Genomic DNA, 16,560 nt, shown 5'->3' with positions numbered 1-16,560 from the left:
CGCGCGGCGTTCTTCTGCGGGCGGCGAGCCGGCGTCGCTACGACATCGTCCTGCATGGCGCCGGAGCAAGGGCTGAAACCCCGGCTCCGGTTCGACAAAGGAGAACCGTCGCATGAACCGTCCCGTTCCTCCCATCGGCCTGCCTCCCATTCTCGCGAGCCTCTCCGCCCATTGGGGCTGGCTCATCGCGCGCGGCGTCGCCGCCATTCTGTTCGCCATCCTCGCCGTGATGATGCCCGGCCTCACGGTGCTCACGCTCGCCATCATCTGGGGCGCCTACGCCATCGTCGACGGCGCGTTCGCGCTGATCTACGGCGCGCGCGGCGGCGGCACGCGACGCTGGACCTACGTGATCATCGGTCTGATCGGCGTGATCGCCGGACTCGTGGCGTTCTTCTGGCCGGGCGAGACGGCCATCGTCCTCGTGATGATCATCGGCGTGTGGGCGTTCTTCACGGGCATCTTCGAGATCGTCTACGCGATCCAGTACCGGCATGCCATCGCGCATCCGTGGGCCGTAGGGATTTCGGGGCTGCTCTCGGCCACGGTGGGCTTCTTCTTCGCGATGTTCCCGGGCGCGGGCGCGCTCTCGCTGATCTGGGTGATCGCCGCCTATGCGGTGCTTTATGGCATCTTGATGATCATCGCGGCCTTCCAGTTGCGGCGCTGGCGCAACGAACATCCGGTCAAGTGATAGGCTTCGCGGCCTCGCGCGGTGCGCGGGCGCATGCAAGACAGACGGGCGACGCCGCCGCGCCGCCCGCCGCGCTTTTCCCGCGCGCCGCATTGCTTTGCAGGTTTTCCGATATACTCTGCATTCCTTTTGCAATACCCACGCGCCGATTTGCTGACTCGATTGCGGGCGCGTGAACTCCCCGGACTGCTTTGGCAACCCGTCGGGAGTTCGATATAAATGCGGCTAAAGAGGTCGTCAGCCGCGCCAATCCTTTCGCACTCCGCGCCAGCCGACACCGTTTAGCCGCCCGAAAAATCAAGGCGGAACGAATGGAATCGATCGGCATCGTCGCTCCTCAAACACTGCATTTCGACGAGCCCCTGCAACTGCAAAACGGCACGGCGCTGGCCGGGTACGACCTCGTGGTCGAAACCTACGGCACGCTCAACGCCGCGCGCAGCAATGCAGTGCTCGTCTGTCACGCGCTCAACGCCTCGCACCACGTGGCGGGCGTGTACGCGGACAACCCGAAAGACGTCGGCTGGTGGGACAACATGGTCGGGCCGGGCAAGCCGCTCGACACCAACCGCTTCTTCGTGATCGGCGTGAACAATCTCGGCTCGTGCTTCGGCTCGACCGGGCCGATGTGCATCGACCCGGCCACGGGCCAGCCCTACGGCGCGAAGTTTCCGGTCGTGACCGTGGAAGACTGGGTGGACGCCCAGGCGCGCGTGGCCGATCGCTTCGGCATCGAGAAGTTCGCCGCCGTGATGGGCGGCAGCCTGGGCGGCATGCAGGCGCTCGCATGGAGCCTGCGCTACCCCGACCGGCTCGGCCACTGCATCGTGGTCGCCTCCACACCCAAGCTCTCGGCGCAGAACATCGCGTTCAACGAGGTGGCGCGCTCGGCCATCCTCTCGGACCCCGACTTCCACGGCGGCGACTACTACGCGCACAACGTGAAGCCGCGCCGCGGCCTGCGCGTGGCGCGCATGATCGGCCACATCACCTATCTGTCCGATGACGACATGGCCGAGAAGTTCGGCCGGGCGCTGCGCCGCGCGGAAGGCGCCGTCGACGAATACAACTTCAACTTCGACGTGGAATTCGAAGTGGAGTCGTACCTGCGCTATCAGGGCGACAAGTTCGCCGACTATTTCGACGCCAACACGTACTTGCTGATCACGCGCGCGCTCGACTACTTCGACCCCGCCAAGGCGTTCGACGGCGACCTCACGCGCGCGCTCGCGCACACGAAGGCGAAGTACCTCGTGGCGAGCTTCGCGACCGACTGGCGCTTCGCGCCCGCACGCTCGCGCGAACTCGTGAAGGCGCTGCTTGATCACAAACGCCAGGTGAGCTACGCGGAGATCGATGCGCCGCACGGCCACGACGCCTTCCTGCTCGACGATGCGCGCTATCACAATGTCGTGCGCGCTTACTACGAACGTATTGCTGCTGAGGTGGGCGCATGAACCAGAGCGCTTTCGACAGTCTTTCCGCCCGTCCCGACTTCCGCACCATCGCGCGCTGGATCGAACCGCGCGCCAAGGTGCTCGACCTCGGCTGCGGCGACGGCTCGCTGCTCTCGCTCCTGACCGAGGAGCTGGAATGCACGGGCTACGGCATCGAGATCAACGACGCGGGCGTGCTCGCGTCGGTGAAGAACGGCATCAACGTGATCCAGCAGAATCTCGAAGACGGCCTGCGCCTCTTCGAAGACGCGAGCTTCGACTTCGCGATCCTCTCGCAGACCTTGCAGACGATTCACCAGACCGCCGCGATCCTGCGCGAGACGGCGCGCGTGGGCAAGGAGTGCATCGTCTCGTTTCCGAACTTCGGTTACTGGCCGCACCGGCTTTCGGTGCTGCGCGGGCGCATGCCGGTGTCGAAGTCGCTGCCCTACCAGTGGCACAACACGCCGAACGTGCGTGTGCTCACGGTGAAGGATTTCGAGGCGCTCGCGCCCGAGGTCGGCATCGAAATTCTCGACCGCGCCGTGCTCCATGGGGGTCAGACCGTTCGATGGGGTGTGAACTGGCGTGGTAGTCTTGCGGTCTATCGCGTGAGAAAAAAATGACGCCGTGCGCGGCGTCGCGTGTTTTTTCGCCCGACCGGTTCGCAAGGAACCGTGCCCAACACCGCCGCCGCTAACGACGACATGCCGAATCCGCCCCACGAGGCACCCGCCCGCAACGATCACCTCGCCGCTCACGAATCCCACCCCGGCTGGCGTGCGTACCTGAATACGCACATGCTGATCTGCGTGTTCCTCGGCTTTACCTCGGGGCTGCCGCTCTTTACGCTCGTCTATCTTGTGCAGGCGTGGCTGCGCTCCGAGGGCGTCAATCTCAAGGAAATCGGCCTCTTCGCGCTGATCCAGTTTCCCTATACGTGGAAGTTCGTCTGGGCACCGCTCATGGACCGCTACGTGCCGCGCCTGCCGGGCTGGAAGCCCGGGCGGCGGCGCGGCTGGATGCTCGTCACGCAAATCCTGGTGGCGCTCGCCATCGGCACGCTCGGCTACGTTTCGCCGAAGGATTCGATCTGGACCGTGGCCGCGCTCACCGCGCTCGTGGCGTTTTTCGGCGCAAGCCAGGACATCGCCATCGACGCCTACCGGCGCGAACTCCTCACCGACACGCAGCAGGGCCTCGGCAACGCCGTGCACGTCAATGCGTACAAGATCGCGGCGCTCGTGCCCGGCTCGCTCGCGCTGATCCTCTCCGACCATCTGCCGTGGAGCACCGTGTTCGTCGTGACGGCGGTGTTCATGATCCCCGGCATGATCATGTCGCTCGTGGTGAGCGAGCCCGAAGTGCATGGCGCACCGCCGAAGAACCTGCGCGAGGCGATCGTGCAGCCGTTCGCCGAGTTCGTGCACCGCGACGGCCTCGCCGCCGCCCTGTTCGTGCTCGCGTTCATCTTCCTCTACAAACTCGGCGACACGATGGCGACCACGCTTTCGACGTCGTTCTTTCTCGACATCGGCTACTCGCGCACCGAGATCGGCGTGATCGCCAAGATGACGGCCTTTGGCGCGAGCCTCGCGGGCGGCATCGTCGGCGGCGTGGCGCTCGTGAAGATCGGCATCGGGCGCGGGCTGTGGATTTTCGGTTTCCTCCAGATGGTCTCGACGCTCGGCTTCGCGTGGCTCGCGCAGCTCGGCGCGGATTCGCCCTCGCTCGCCGCGATCTACGACACGGTGCTCGCCGTGAGCCACGGGGTGTCGTCCGTGGCCGGGCTGTTCGGCGCGCACGTGCAGCTCACGCTCGATCCGCGCGCCGTGGCGCTCGCGCTCGTCTACGGCTTCGAGACCTTCGCGACGGGCCTCACGCTCGCCGCATTCACCGCCTATATTGCAAGCACGACCGACCCGCGCTACACCGCCACGCAGTTCGCGCTCTTCACGAGCCTCGCCTCGGTGCCGCGCACGCTGGCCTCGGCCGCGAGCGGTTATGTCGTCGCGCAGATCGGTTGGTTCGACTATTTCATCGTCTGCACGGTGCTCGCGGTACCGGGTATGCTCCTGCTCATTCGTATTGCCCCGTGGAGAGTCCGGTTGTGAGCCCGCATGAGAACGCCGTGCAAAGCCCGCGATCGAGCGAGCGCCTTGCGCGCCGCTGCGGCATGCGCTCGCGCACGCTCGTGCTGGCGATTGCCGCCTGTCTGCCTGCCCTTTCTTCCTGGAACGCCTGGGGCGCCGACAACCCGGCCGCCACGAGCGCGCCTGCGGGCGCGCCGGGCAACGCCGCTGCGGCGGCGGCCGGCGCTGCGAACAACGCGGCAACGGGTGCCGGCAGCAACGGCGCGCCCGCGACCGTCGCGCCCGCCAACCTGTCTGGCGCAAGCGGCGCGAACGGCACCACTGGCACCCCAAACACGGGCCGCGTGGTGCGTTTCGGCAACGCCGCCGTCTACCGCAACCTGATTCCCTCGCCGATGCTCGAAGCGCAGGCCACGGCCGAGTTCAACGAGATCGTGCGCGGCGCGGCCCACTCGAACCGCCTCTACGCCGAAAGCGATCCGCACGTGCAGCGCGTGCGCGCGTTCGTCGACCGGCTCGCGCCTTACTCGCTGAAGTGGAGCGATCGCGTCAAGAACTGGAAGTGGGAAATCGCGGTCATCCGCTCGAACGACATCCGCATGTACGCGCTGCCGGGCGGCAAGATCGTCGTGTACGGCGGCCTGCTCGACCGCGTGAAGCTCAATGACAATGAGTTCGGCATGCTGCTCGGCCACGAGATCGCGCATGCGGTGCGCGAGCACGTGCGAGAGCGCCTGGGCGAGCAGCAGGCCGCGCAGATCGAATCGGGCAGCGTGCCGCAACTGTTCGGGCTCGCGGATCTCGGCGTGTTTCCGCTCGGTATCGGCTCGCAGCTCGTGGAGATGCACTACGGCCGCGCCGACGAAACCGAAGCCGACGTGATCGGCAGCGATATCGCCTCGCGCGCGGGCTTCGATCCGCGCGCGGCGCTCACGCTGTGGGACAAGCTCGCGCAAGCCACGCGCGCCGACCGCGATCAGGGCTTCATCTACGTGCATCCGTACACGCCGGCGCGCCGCGCCGATATCGCCAAGCGCCTCGCCGACATGATGCCGCTCTACGCCAAGGCCATCGGCAAGCCGCTTGCCGAGCTGCCCGACTACGAAGGCATCCCGGCCGTGCAGAAGCGCAAGGTGGTGTCGGCGCCCTGAAGGCGGTTTCTCAGCGCGCCGAGGTGAGCGTCAGCTCTTGACCTTGTAGTCGTAGTCGATCGTCAGCGGCGCGTGGTCGCTGAACTTGATGTCCCTGAAGATCGACGTTTTCTTCGCCTTGTGCGCAACGCCGGGCGTAGCGATCTGATAGTCGATGCGCCACCCCACGTTCTTCGCATACGCCTGGCCGCGATTGCTCCACCAGGTGTACTGCTCGGGACGCGGGTCGAGCGTGCGGAACACGTCCACGTAACCCACGTCGTCGAAGAGCTTCGTGAGCCACGCGCGCTCTTCTGGCAGGCAGCCGGAATTCTTCTGGTTGCCCTTCCAGTTCTTGATGTCGATTTCCTTGTGGACGATGTTCACGTCGCCGCACACGATCACCTCGCGCTCGCGCTTGAGCGCCTCGAGGTGCGGCATGAATTCGTCCATGAAGCGGTACTTCGCCGCCTGGCGCTCGTCGCCGCTCGAACCCGAAGGCACGTACACCGAAATCACCGAAAGATTGCCGTAGCGCGTTTCCACATAGCGGCCTTCCGGATCGAATTCCTCGCTGCCAAAGCCGATGATGACCTCGTCCGGCTCGTGGCGCGAGTAGACGCCCGCGCCGCTATAGCCCTTCTTCACCGCATGCTGGAAGTAGCCCGTGAAGTTGTGCGGCGCAAGGAACTCGGGCGTCATGTCGTCCTGCGAGCACTTGATTTCCTGCACGCAGAGCACGTCGGCCTTCTGTTCGCCGAACCATTCGAAAAAGCCCTTCTTTGCCGCCGAGCGGATGCCGTTGAGATTCGCGGTGATCACACGCAACATGTCTTCTTTCCTCTTCGTTTGCGTTGCCTCGCGCCGCCGGGCCGGGCCGTACGGCACGAGACGATAGATACATTCGGTCTTATTCGATCTTGAGACCCTTGAGCTCGGGCTTCGCTGGCGGAAATTCGAGCTTCAGGCTTTCCATCAGGCGCAGCAGCAACTCGGCCACCATCACGTTGCGGTGCGTCTTCGAATTGGCGGGAATCACGTACCACGGCGCGTATTCCGTGGAGGTGGCCGCGAGCGCGTCATGGTATGAAGCCTGATAGGCGTCCCACTGCTTGCGCGCCTCCAGGTCGGAGACATCGAACTTCCAGTGCTTGGTGGGATCGTCGATGCGCGCCTGGATGCGGCTTTTTTGCTCGTCCTTCGAGATGTGCAGCATGCACTTGATGATCGACGTGCCGTTCTCGGCGAGCATCGCCTCGAATTCGCGAATCTGCCGGTAGCGCCGCTCGCATTCGGCCGAGTCGATCTGGCCGATCACGCGCGGCACGAGCACGTCTTCGTAATGGCTGCGATTGAAGATGGCAAGCTCGCCCGCCGCCGGCACCTGCATGTGCACGCGCCAGAGAAAGTCGCGCGCGGCCTCGATGGGCGTGGGCGCGCGAAACGCCACGATGCGCAGGCCGAGCGGATCGACCTCGTGAAACACGCCGCGAATCGTGCCGTCCTTGCCGCTCGTGTCCATGCCCTGGAGCACGAGCAGCACGCGCTGGTGGCGCTGCGCGTGCAGGCGCTCCTGGAGCACGTCGAGCTGGTTGCCGATCTGCGCGAGGCGGTCGCGGTCGCCGTCCTTGCTGCCGGTCGAGAATGGCTTCGCGGCCGGATCGAGCGCTTCGAGCAAGAACTTATCGGCCTTCTTCTCGCTGAAATACGGCACGCGGTAGTCGTCGAGACTCGGGGACTTGGTCATGCGTTGCTCTCCTCTCATGGATACGACGGCTGCAATGGGCAAACCGTGGTGCGGCAAACGCCCGGCGGCGTTCGCGGCGCCTGAAGCGACAAGGCGGCGCCGCACTCCCACGCACGACGCCGCCCTGCAAGCATGCCCGAACAGCGCGGGATCAGCCCAACTTCTTCTTCAACAGCTCATTGACCTGCTGCGGGTTCGCCTTGCCCTTCGTGGCCTTCATCGCCTGGCCGATCAGCGCGTTGAACGCCTTCTCCTTGCCCGCGCGGAATTCCTCGACCGACTTCTGGTTCGCGGCGAGCACCTCGTCGATGATCGCTTCGAGCGCGCCGGTGTCCGAAATCTGCTTGAGGCCCTTCGCTTCGATGATGCGGTCCGCTGCGGCTTCATCGGCGGCCTTCTCGTCCCACATCGCCTGGAACACTTCCTTGGCGATCTTGTTCGAGATCGTGCCGTCGGCAATGCGTTGCAGCAGCACGGCGAGCTGCGCGGCCGAGACCGGCGAGGCGTCGATGTCGAGGCCTTCGCGATTGAGCTGCGAGGAGACTTCGCCCATCAGCCAGTTCGCGACGGCCTTCGCCTGCGCGGCGCCGGCCTTCGCGACGACGGCTTCGAAGTACGCCGCCATCGCCTTGCCCGACGTGAGCCCGTTCGCGTCGTACGCCGTCACGCCGTACTGCTCGACGAAGCGCGCTTGCATCGTCGCGGGCAGTTCGGGCATCTCGCCCTTCACGCGCTCGACCCACGCGGCGTCGATCACGAGCGGCATGAGGTCGGGATCGGGGAAATAGCGGTAATCGTGCGCGTCTTCCTTGCTGCGCATCGAGCGCGTTTCGCGCTTGTCCGGATCGTAGAGACGCGTTTCCTGCACCACCGTGCCGCCGTCCTCGATCAGCTCGATCTGGCGGCGCACTTCGTACTGGATGGCTTCTTCGAGGAAGCGGAACGAGTTCAGGTTCTTGATCTCGGCGCGCGTGCCGAATTCCTTCTGGCCGACCGGACGCACGGAGACGTTCGCGTCGCAGCGGAACGAGCCCTCCTGCATGTTGCCGTCGCAAATGCCGAGCCACACGACCAGCGTGTGCAGCGACTTCGCGTAAGCCACGGCTTCCGCCGCGCTGCGCATTTCAGGTTCCGTGACAATTTCGAGCAGCGGCGTGCCCGCGCGGTTCAGGTCGATGCCCGTCATGCCCGCGAAGTCTTCGTGCAGCGACTTGCCCGCATCTTCTTCCAGGTGCGCGCGCGTGAGATTCACGGTTTTCTCGTACGCTTCCTTGCCGGTCTTTTCGTTGGCCGGAACCTGAATGGTGATCTGACCGCCCTGCACGACCGGAATCTCGTACTGGCTGATCTGATAGCCCTTCGGCAGGTCCGGGTAGAAGTAGTTCTTGCGCGCGAAGATGCTGCGCGGCGCGATCGTCGAGCCGATCGCGAGACCGAACTGGATCGCGCGCTCCACGGCGCCGCGGTTCATCACCGGCAGCACGCCGGGCAGCGCGAGATCGACGGGACAGGCCTGCGTGTTGGGCGCCGCGCCGAACTGCGTCGATGCGCCCGAGAAGATCTTGGAGACCGTCGAAAGCTGCGCGTGCGTCTCGAGACCGATGACGACTTCCCATTGCGTAGTCATGCTTTACACCCCTGCCGGCGCCTTGCGATGCCACTCGGTCGCGCGCTGGAACGCGTCGGCGACCTGGAGCATGCGGGCCTCGTTGAAATAGTTGCCGACGATCTGGAGACCGACCGGACGTTGCGCGTTCGCACCCGCGCCGAAGCCGCACGGCACGCTCATGCCGGGCAAGCCCGCGAGGCTGGTGGACAGCGTGTAGATGTCGGCGAGATACATTTGTAGCGGATCGTCGCCCTTCGCGCCCAGATCCCACGCCACGCTCGGCGCCACCGGCCCCATGATGACGTCGCACTGCTTGAACGCTTCCTGGAAGTCCTGCGCGATGATGCGTCGGATCTTCTGCGCTTGCAGGTAGTACGCGTCGTAGTAGCCGTGCGAAAGCACGTAGGTACCCACCAGAATGCGGCGCTTCACTTCGGGGCCGAAGCCCTCGGCGCGCGACTTCTTGTACATGTCGAGCAGGTCGCGGTATTCGGCCGCGCGATGGCCAAAGCGCACGCCGTCGAAACGCGAGAGGTTCGACGAGGCTTCCGCCGGTGCGATCACGTAATAAACGGGGATCGAAAGCTCCGTTTTCGGCAGCGTGACTTCCACGAGTGTCGCGCCCAGCGACTCGTACACCTTCAGGGCGGCGTCGATGGAAGCGCGCACGTCGTCGGCGAGACCCGCGCCGAAGTATTCCTTCGGCAGGCCGATGCGCAGGCCCGCGAGGGGCTTGTCCGCGCCGGCGTCGCCGCTACTGCTCCACTGCTGGCCGAGGTGACGCGTGTAATCCTCGTGCTCGTGCGTGAGGCTCGTCGAGTCGCGCTCGTCGAAGCCGCCCATGGCGTTCAGGAGCAGCGCGCAGTCGGCGGCGCTCTGCGCGAACGGGCCGCCCTGGTCGAGCGACGAGGCGAACGCGATCATGCCGTAGCGTGACACCCGGCCGTACGTGGGCTTGATGCCCGTCACGCCGGTAAACGACGCCGGCTGACGGATCGAGCCACCCGTGTCGGTGCCGGTGGCGGCGGGCGCGAGGCGCGCGGCAACGGCCGCGGCGGAACCGCCCGACGAGCCGCCCGGCACGGCCTTCTTGTCCCACGGGTTTTTCACCGCGCCGAAATGCGAGTTCTCGTTGGACGAGCCCATCGCGAATTCGTCCATGTTGGTCTTGCCGAGGCAGACCATGCCCGCGCGCTCGAGGCGCTCGACAACGGTGGCGTCGAACGGGCTTACGTAGTTGGCGAGCATCTTCGAGCCTGCGGTCGAGCGCCAGCCGCGCGTGACGAACACGTCCTTGTGCGCAAGCGGAATACCCGCGAGCGGGCCCGCGTGACCCGAGTGCAGGAGCGCGTCGGCGGCCTTCGCCTGGGCGAGCGTCAATTCGGGATTGACGTCGACGAACGCGTTCAGATCTTGATGTGCCTCAATCCGACCCAAAAAATGCTGGGCCAGCTCGACTGCGGAGCACTCCTTCGCAGCCAGCGCGGCGCGCAGTTCGGTCAAGCTTTTGTCATGCATTGCGTGATTCCTGGAAGAACGTCACGGCGTGGTCAAAATCGATTCGCCGTCCGGAGCATGTGGCCCGTCGTTCGCAAACGTGCGGGCCGTGTCCGGAAAACCCGCGAAAACTCGGGAGTCCGTGCCTTTTCGAACTGTTCCGACGACTCGAAGGACTTCGAAAATGGCGAAAAAATGCTGCGTGTTTACTCAATCACGCGCGGCACGAGGTAAAGTCCGTCCTGCACCGCGGGTGCGGGACGCTGGAACGCCTCGCGGTCGACGATTTCGGTTACGGCGTCCTCGCGCAGGCGCAGCGCGACGTCCTCGATCTGCTCGATCGGGTGCGCGAGCGGCGCGATGCCAGTCGTGTCCACGGCCTGCATCTGCTCGACGAGGCCAAAGAAGTCGTTCAGGCGTTCGAGCGTGTTGCCGGCTTCGGCGTCGGCCAGTTCGAGGCGCGCAAGATGCGCGATGCGCTTCACATCGTTCAGGGTCAGGGCCATGCGGTCACCGGAAAAAGAGGCTGTGGCAGTGCGGAAATGCGGTGCTGCAACAGCGGTTTATCGCGCCGGATCCGGTTGTGGAGGAAAGCTTCGACGAGGTCAAAAACTGCCTTCTGGATCCTGCAAAACAGGCAAAATTATAAGGTATCATTACGCGTTCGACCCAAACCCGGACCGCCTTGCGCCCGCCTTTCAGTTCTGTCCGCTGCACGATGCGGCCAGATGTAACGAAACGGGCAGCGCAGCGAGGCTGCCTCCGGTAACCATCCCCGCAGTCTCAGGCCCCTCGTGGCGCCCCCTTGCGACGCCTCCGCAGTGCTTTCGGGGCGCTCTCGCGGCCGGCGCCCGGTGCCCATCCTGAGGCTGTTTATTTTTCCGCTGCCGCCCTCGCCCATCAAGCTGGAAGGACGGCCACAAGCGAGACAGGATTTTTGAATGTTCGGTTTTCTTCGTAGCTACTTCTCCAACGACCTGGCGATCGACCTCGGCACCGCCAACACCCTGATTTACATGCGCGGCAAGGGCATCGTCCTCGACGAACCGTCTGTGGTGTCCATTCGCCAGGAAGGCGGCCCGAACGGCAAGAAGACGATTCAGGCCGTCGGCAAGGAAGCCAAGCAGATGCTCGGCAAGGTTCCGGGCAACATCGAAGCCATCCGCCCGATGAAGGACGGCGTGATCGCCGACTTTACCGTCACCGAGCAGATGATCAAGCAGTTCATCAAGACGGCGCACGAGTCGCGCATGTTCTCACCGTCGCCGCGCATCATCATCTGCGTGCCGTGCGGCTCGACCCAGGTCGAACGCCGCGCGATCAAGGAAGCGGCACACGGCGCGGGCGCCTCGCAGGTCTACCTCATCGAAGAACCGATGGCCGCCGCAATCGGCGCAGGCCTGCCGGTTTCGGAAGCCACGGGTTCGATGGTCGTCGACATCGGCGGCGGCACGACCGAAGTGGGCGTGATCTCGCTGGGCGGCATCGTCTACAAGGGCTCGGTGCGCGTGGGCGGCGACAAGTTCGACGAAGCGATCGTCAACTATATCCGCCGCAACTACGGCATGCTGATCGGCGAGCAAACCGCCGAAGCCATCAAGAAGGAAATCGGCTCGGCGTTCCCGGGTTCCGAGGTCAAGGAAATGGAAGTGAAGGGCCGCAACCTGTCGGAAGGCATTCCGCGCAGCTTCACCATTTCGAGCAACGAAATTCTCGAAGCGCTCACCGACCCGCTGAACCAGATCGTCTCGTCGGTGAAGATCGCCCTCGAACAAACGCCGCCGGAACTGGGCGCCGACATCGCCGAACGCGGCATGATGCTCACGGGCGGCGGCGCGCTGCTGCGCGACCTGGACCGCCTGCTCGCCGAAGAAACCGGTCTGCCGGTGCTCGTGGCCGAAGATCCGCTCACCTGCGTGGTGCGCGGCTCGGGCATGGCGCTCGAGCGCATGGACAAGCTTGGCAGCATCTTCTCGTACGAGTAAGCGCACAGCGCACCGCTGCGCTCGCACGCGGCGCGGTTTCGGCGCCAGCGTGCCGTTGATGGCCACGCGGCGCGCGCGCCGCTGCACCGCCCGCATCGGGGCGTCCTTCGGGGCGCCGCAGTTTCACCCTCCGTTTCACCGAACCGCACACGCCCCCGGCGCCGACCATGGAATACAGTCCGCCGCCCCTCTTTAAGCAGGGCCCCTCGGCACTCGCACGGCTGATGTTCTTCGTCGTGCTGTCGCTCGCGCTCCTGATCTCCGACGCGCGCTTCAAGACGCTCGAGGTCGTGCGCGGCGTACTCGGCGCGGGCCTCTACCCGCTGCAACGCGCGGCCCTCGTGCCGCGCGACTTCTTTATGGGCGCTGCCGACCTGGCGGTGACGAGCTCCGCGCTGCGCACCGAAAACACGCAACTGCACACGCGCAATCTCCAGCTTTCGCAGCAGGCCAACGACGCCGCTTCGCTCGCGGCCGAGAACGCGCATCTGCGCGCGCTCTTGCAACTGTCGCAGCGCATCGGCGCGCAAACCACGCCCGCAGAGATCCAGTACGACACACGCGACCCGTTCACGCAGAAGGTCGTGATTGGCGGCGGCTCGCAGCAGGGCATTCAGAACGGCTCGCCGGTGCTGAGCGAAGACGGCGTGATCGGCCAGATCACGCGCGTCTTCCCCATGCAGTCCGAAGTCACGCTCGTCACCGACAAGGACCAGGCCGTGCCGGTCGAAGTCGTGCGCACGGGCCTGCGCAGCGTGATCTACGGCACCGCGAAGGGCGACCTGCTCGATCTGCGCTTCGTGCCGATCAGCGCCGACGTGCAGGCCGGCGACGAACTCGTGACGAGCGGACTCGACGGCGTGTATCCGCAAGGGCTGCCGGTCGCGAAGGTGCTGCGCGTGGACAAGCAGGCCGACACGGCCTTCGCGCGCGTGGTCTGCTTGCCGCTCGCGGCCGTGCGCGGCGCGCGCCAGGTGCTCGTGCTGCACTATGTCGCACAGGTGCCGCCCAACCCGATCGCCGCCGAAGAGGCCGCCGCCGCCGAGGCCAAGGACGCGAAGAAGAAGCCCGCCAAGGGCGCGGACAAGAAGGGCGAGAAGAAAGCCGACGATGCGAAGGCGAAACCCGCCGCCGCCGCGTCCGGCGCCACGCCGGCCCCCGCTCCCGCTCAGGCAAAACCGGGCACCGGCACTGCCGCGAACGCGGCCGCCGACAAAAAGCCGGCGGAGCAAAAGCAGCCCGCGAGAAAGCCCAAGGAGAGCCTGCGCGAAGAGGCGGCGAAAGCCGTCGAGCAAGGGGGCCACTGATGACGCGTCCGCAATACATCCTCCAGCCGGTCAACCCGTACTTCATCGTCTTCAGCCTCGCGGCGGCGTTCCTGCTGAACCTGCTGCCCTGGGGCAAGTTGCCGGGCGTGCCCGATTTCGTCGCGCTCGTGCTGCTGTTCTGGAACATCCACCAGCCGCGCAAGGTCGGCATGGGCGTCGCGTTTTTCCTCGGGCTCCTCATGGACGTCCACAACGCGAACCTGCTCGGCGAACACGCGCTCGCGTACACGCTGCTTTCGTACGGCGCGATCACCATTCACCGCCGCGTGCTGTGGATGTCGATCGGACTGCAAATGTTCGCCGTCACGCCCATGCTGGTCGGCGCGCAGGTCGTGCCGTTCGTGATCCGCCTGCTGATGGGCGCTTCGTTTCCCGGCTGGGGTTATCTCATCAGCGGCTTCGTCGAGGCCATCCTCTGGCCGATCGCGAGCGTGCTGTTGCTCCTGCCGCAGCGGCGTCCCGTCGATCCCGACGATACCCGGCCCATTTGAGCGGCGCGCCGCTCGCCGCTGGAAGACTCGCTTGACTACCTCTTACGCACCCCGGCCCGCCGTTCCTTGCGACTGGAACAGCGGGGCCTGGGTCTGACAGCATGACCGAATTCAAGGACACCCAGCAGCAGCTCTCGAAGTTCCGCCTGCGCGTTGCGGCGGCGGGGCTGTTCGTGTTCGTCTGCTTCGGGCTGATCGCGTTCCGCTTCCTCTACTTGCAAGTCTGGAACCACAGCAAGTACTCGCTGCAAGCGGACGAAAACCGCATTTCCGTCGCGCCGATCGTGCCGAACCGCGGCATCATCACCGACCGCAACGGCGTCGTGCTCGCGAAGAACTACTCGGCGTACACGCTCGAAATCACGCCCTCGAAGCTCACCGACACGCTCGACAACACGATCGACGAGCTGTCGACCGTGATCCCGATCGACGCACGCGACCGCCGCCGCTTCAAGAAGCTGCTCGAAGACTCGAAGAACTTCGAGAGCCTGCCGATCCGCACGCGCCTGACCGACGACGAAGTCGCGCGCTTCACCGCCCAGCGCTTCCGCTTCCCCGGCGTGGAAGTGCGCGCGCGCCTGTTCCGCCAGTACCCGCTCGGCCCCACGGCCGCGCACGTGATCGGCTATATCGGCCGCATTTCGCAGCGCGACCAGGAGCGTATCGACGATCTCTCCGACAAGAACGACAGCGATCCCGAGCACTACGATCCGCGTCTCGACGCGAACAACTACAACGGCACCGACTACATCGGCAAGATCGGCGTCGAGCAGAGCTACGAAACCGAACTGCATGGCCTGACGGGCTTCGAGGAAGTGGAAGTGACGGCGGGCGGGCGTCCCGTGCGCACGCTCTCGCGCAGCCAGGCCACGCCCGGCAACAACCTCGTGCTGTCGATCGATATCGGCCTGCAACAGGTGGCCGAGCAGGCGTTCGCGGGCAAACGCGGCGCGCTCGTCGCAATCGAGCCTGCAACGGGCGACATTCTCGCGTTCGTCTCCGCGCCGAGCTTCGACCCGAACTCGTTCGTGGACGGCATCGACCAGCAAACGTGGGACGAGCTCAACAACTCGCCCGATCACCCGCTCCTGAACCGTCCGCTGCACGGCACCTATCCGCCGGGCTCGACCTACAAGCCGTTCATGGCGCTCGCCGCGCTCACGCTGCACAAGCGCACGCCGCAATGGGGTTTCTCGGACCCCGGCTACTACATGTTCGGCGGCCACCGCTTCAACAACGACGTGCGCTCCGGCCAGGGCTGGGTCGACATGAACCGCGCGATCATGGTGTCGAACGACACCTACTTCTTCATGCTCGCGCACGACCTGGGCGTGGATAACATCGCGAACTTCATGAAGCCGCTCGGCTTCGGACAGATCACCGGCATCGACATCTCGGGCGAGGCGCGCGGCATCCTGCCTTCGACCGAATGGAAGCGCAAGGCGTACCGCAAGCCCGAGCAGCAGAAGTGGTACGAGGGCGAAACGGTCAGCCTGGGCATTGGCCAGGGCTACAACTCGTTCACGATCCTTCAGCTTGCGCACGCCACGGCCACGCTCGCCGACAACGGCGTGCTCATGAAGCCCCACCTCGTGAAGGAGATCGAAAATCCCATCACGAAGCAGGAGCGCCTCACGGTGCCGAGCCAAAGCGGCCGCCTGAACGTGACCCAGGCCGATATCGACGTCGTGAAGCGCGGCATGGAAAACGTGACGATGAATCCGTCGGGCACGGCGTACCAGGTGTTCCGCAACGCGCCCTACACGTCGGCGGGCAAGACCGGCACGGCGCAGGTGTTCTCGCTGCAAGGCGGCAAGTACCAGGCGCACGCGCTCGCCGAGCATCTGCGCGACCACGCGCTGTTCATCGCGTTCGCGCCGGCCGAGAAGCCGCAGATCGCCGTTGCGCTGATCGTCGAAAACGGCGGCTGGGGTGCGCAGTCCGCCGGCCCGATCGCGCGCCGCGTGCTCGACTACTATCTCGTCGACCGTCTGAAGCCGGGCGTCGAGCAGGCGGCCGTGAGCGCCGCGGCTTCGGCCACTGAAGACGCCTCCGCGCCCGTGATCGGCACACCCACGCCGGCCTCCGGCCCGGTCGTCGCACAACCGGTGCGGATCGCCGCGGGCTTCACGCCGCTGCCGGTTCCCGGTGCGGCTTCGGCCGCTTCGGCCGCTTCGGCGGCTGCCGCGGCTTCGGGCGCGTCGGATGCGGCCGCACCGGCGGCGGCTTCCGCCGCGGCACCCACAGCACCCTTGAGGCCGGCTTCCGGCGCCGACGCGCGCGTCGCGCACGCCAAGGCCGGCGAAAGCAGCAAGAGCAGCAAGCCGATCGCACCGGACGCGCCCAGCGGCACCGACGCCGTGAACGGCGGCACCGCGAGCGCCAACGGCGCACCCGACACCGCTGTCGCGCGCCCCGCGCCCGCCTCCATGCCCCGCCACTTCGGGCCGGGCCCGCATCGTCCGCGCCGGCCCGCCAGCGCGCCCGATGCGACCACGCTCGCGCCGCCGCCGCCCAAGCCTGCGACCGGCGGCATCGACGAGTAAGGAA

The 16,560-nt window shown here is 65.9% G+C and carries 14 protein-coding genes; 9 read left to right on the top strand and 5 right to left on the bottom strand.

What is annotated here, in order from left to right:
- Positions 1-112: 112 nt before the first annotated feature.
- From C7402_RS01495 to C7402_RS01475, 5 genes are all read left to right on the top strand, one after another.
- The gene (locus C7402_RS01495; protein WP_116609402.1) at positions 113-694 is read left to right on the top strand and encodes an HdeD family acid-resistance protein; all 582 of its coding nucleotides are present in this window, start codon (positions 113-115) and stop codon (positions 692-694) included.
- A 311-nt stretch (positions 695-1,005) separates the two neighbouring features.
- Positions 1,006-2,151 carry a homoserine O-succinyltransferase MetX gene (gene metX, locus C7402_RS01490; RefSeq protein ID WP_116609401.1) on the top strand — a complete coding sequence of 382 codons (1,146 nt, stop codon included), beginning with the start codon at positions 1,006-1,008 and terminating at the stop codon, positions 2,149-2,151.
- Positions 2,148-2,756 carry a methionine biosynthesis protein MetW gene (metW, locus tag C7402_RS01485; RefSeq protein WP_112170109.1) on the top strand — a complete coding sequence of 203 codons (609 nt, stop codon included), beginning with the start codon at positions 2,148-2,150 and terminating at the stop codon, positions 2,754-2,756. Before metX ends, metW begins: the two co-directional genes overlap by 4 nt.
- 81 nt (positions 2,757-2,837) lie before the next feature.
- Positions 2,838-4,244 carry an AmpG family muropeptide MFS transporter gene (locus C7402_RS01480; RefSeq protein WP_116609400.1) on the top strand — a complete coding sequence of 469 codons (1,407 nt, stop codon included), beginning with the start codon at positions 2,838-2,840 and terminating at the stop codon, positions 4,242-4,244.
- A 17-nt stretch (positions 4,245-4,261) separates the two neighbouring features.
- Positions 4,262-5,374, top strand: coding sequence for a M48 family metallopeptidase (locus C7402_RS01475; RefSeq protein WP_224045258.1), 1,113 nt, complete (start codon positions 4,262-4,264; stop codon positions 5,372-5,374).
- Between the two features lie 30 nt (positions 5,375-5,404).
- On the opposite strand, the gene C7402_RS01470 is transcribed toward C7402_RS01475, so the two are convergent.
- The 5 genes from C7402_RS01470 to gatC all read right to left on the bottom strand — a co-directional run bounded on the left by C7402_RS01470 (position 5,405) and on the right by gatC (position 10,712).
- A complete protein-coding gene (locus C7402_RS01470) occupies positions 5,405-6,184 on the bottom strand; it encodes an exodeoxyribonuclease III (protein WP_112170107.1) in 780 nt (259 codons plus the stop codon).
- A 79-nt stretch (positions 6,185-6,263) separates the two neighbouring features.
- Entirely contained in the window at positions 6,264-7,100 is an 837-nt protein-coding gene (locus C7402_RS01465; RefSeq protein WP_112170106.1) for a PPK2 family polyphosphate kinase, read from the bottom strand.
- Positions 7,101-7,251: 151 nt separating this feature from the next.
- Positions 7,252-8,727, bottom strand: a complete 1,476-nt coding sequence (gatB, locus tag C7402_RS01460; protein ID WP_112170105.1) for an Asp-tRNA(Asn)/Glu-tRNA(Gln) amidotransferase subunit GatB — start codon at positions 8,725-8,727, stop codon at positions 7,252-7,254.
- A 3-nt stretch (positions 8,728-8,730) separates the two neighbouring features.
- On the bottom strand, positions 8,731-10,227 hold the full coding sequence (gene gatA, locus C7402_RS01455; protein WP_116609399.1) for an Asp-tRNA(Asn)/Glu-tRNA(Gln) amidotransferase subunit GatA: 1,497 nt from the start codon (positions 10,225-10,227) through the stop codon (positions 8,731-8,733).
- A gap of 185 nt (positions 10,228-10,412) precedes the next feature.
- Positions 10,413-10,712 (bottom strand): Asp-tRNA(Asn)/Glu-tRNA(Gln) amidotransferase subunit GatC, encoded by a 300-nt coding sequence (gene gatC / locus C7402_RS01450; RefSeq protein ID WP_112170103.1) that lies wholly within the window; start codon positions 10,710-10,712, stop codon positions 10,413-10,415.
- A gap of 435 nt (positions 10,713-11,147) precedes the next feature.
- On the opposite strand from gatC, the gene C7402_RS01445 reads away from it, so the two are divergent.
- The 4 genes from C7402_RS01445 to mrdA all read left to right on the top strand — a co-directional run bounded on the left by C7402_RS01445 (position 11,148) and on the right by mrdA (position 16,556).
- Complete coding sequence (locus C7402_RS01445) at positions 11,148-12,191, top strand: rod shape-determining protein (protein ID WP_004189550.1); 1,044 nt, start codon at positions 11,148-11,150, stop codon at positions 12,189-12,191.
- Positions 12,192-12,358: 167 nt separating this feature from the next.
- Positions 12,359-13,498, top strand: coding sequence for a rod shape-determining protein MreC (gene mreC, locus C7402_RS01440; RefSeq protein WP_116609398.1), 1,140 nt, complete (start codon positions 12,359-12,361; stop codon positions 13,496-13,498).
- Complete coding sequence (mreD, locus tag C7402_RS01435) at positions 13,498-14,010, top strand: rod shape-determining protein MreD (RefSeq protein WP_112170101.1); 513 nt, start codon at positions 13,498-13,500, stop codon at positions 14,008-14,010. The genes mreC and mreD overlap by 1 nt, the downstream gene beginning before the upstream one ends.
- Positions 14,011-14,111: 101 nt before the next feature.
- On the top strand, positions 14,112-16,556 hold the full coding sequence (mrdA, locus tag C7402_RS01430) for a penicillin-binding protein 2 (protein ID WP_116609397.1): 2,445 nt from the start codon (positions 14,112-14,114) through the stop codon (positions 16,554-16,556).
- Positions 16,557-16,560: the final 4 nt, after the last annotated feature.

The sequence above is a fragment of the Paraburkholderia unamae genome, assembly GCF_003096875.1.
GTDB lineage: Bacteria > Pseudomonadota > Gammaproteobacteria > Burkholderiales > Burkholderiaceae > Paraburkholderia > Paraburkholderia unamae.
This window is presented reverse-complemented; position numbering and strand designations above follow the sequence as displayed.

Excerpts from the sequence above, each read along its gene's own strand:
- C7402_RS01495 (WP_116609402.1), top strand. The coding sequence starts at position 113 with ATGAACCGTCCCGTTCCTCCCATCGGCCTGCCTCCCATTCTCGCGAGC.
- metX (WP_116609401.1), top strand. The coding sequence starts at position 1,006 with ATGGAATCGATCGGCATCGTCGCTCCTCAAACACTGCATTTCGACGAG.
- metW (WP_112170109.1), top strand. The coding sequence starts at position 2,148 with ATGAACCAGAGCGCTTTCGACAGTCTTTCCGCCCGTCCCGACTTCCGC.
- C7402_RS01480 (WP_116609400.1), top strand. The coding sequence starts at position 2,838 with ATGCCGAATCCGCCCCACGAGGCACCCGCCCGCAACGATCACCTCGCC.
- C7402_RS01470 (WP_112170107.1), bottom strand. The coding sequence starts at position 6,184 with ATGTTGCGTGTGATCACCGCGAATCTCAACGGCATCCGCTCGGCGGCA.
- C7402_RS01465 (WP_112170106.1), bottom strand. The coding sequence starts at position 7,100 with ATGACCAAGTCCCCGAGTCTCGACGACTACCGCGTGCCGTATTTCAGC.
- gatB (WP_112170105.1), bottom strand. The coding sequence starts at position 8,727 with ATGACTACGCAATGGGAAGTCGTCATCGGTCTCGAGACGCACGCGCAG.
- gatA (WP_116609399.1), bottom strand. The coding sequence starts at position 10,227 with ATGCATGACAAAAGCTTGACCGAACTGCGCGCCGCGCTGGCTGCGAAG.
- gatC (WP_112170103.1), bottom strand. The coding sequence starts at position 10,712 with ATGGCCCTGACCCTGAACGATGTGAAGCGCATCGCGCATCTTGCGCGC.
- C7402_RS01445 (WP_004189550.1), top strand. The coding sequence starts at position 11,148 with ATGTTCGGTTTTCTTCGTAGCTACTTCTCCAACGACCTGGCGATCGAC.
- mreC (WP_116609398.1), top strand. The coding sequence starts at position 12,359 with ATGGAATACAGTCCGCCGCCCCTCTTTAAGCAGGGCCCCTCGGCACTC.
- mreD (WP_112170101.1), top strand. The coding sequence starts at position 13,498 with ATGACGCGTCCGCAATACATCCTCCAGCCGGTCAACCCGTACTTCATC.
- mrdA (WP_116609397.1), top strand. The coding sequence starts at position 14,112 with ATGACCGAATTCAAGGACACCCAGCAGCAGCTCTCGAAGTTCCGCCTG.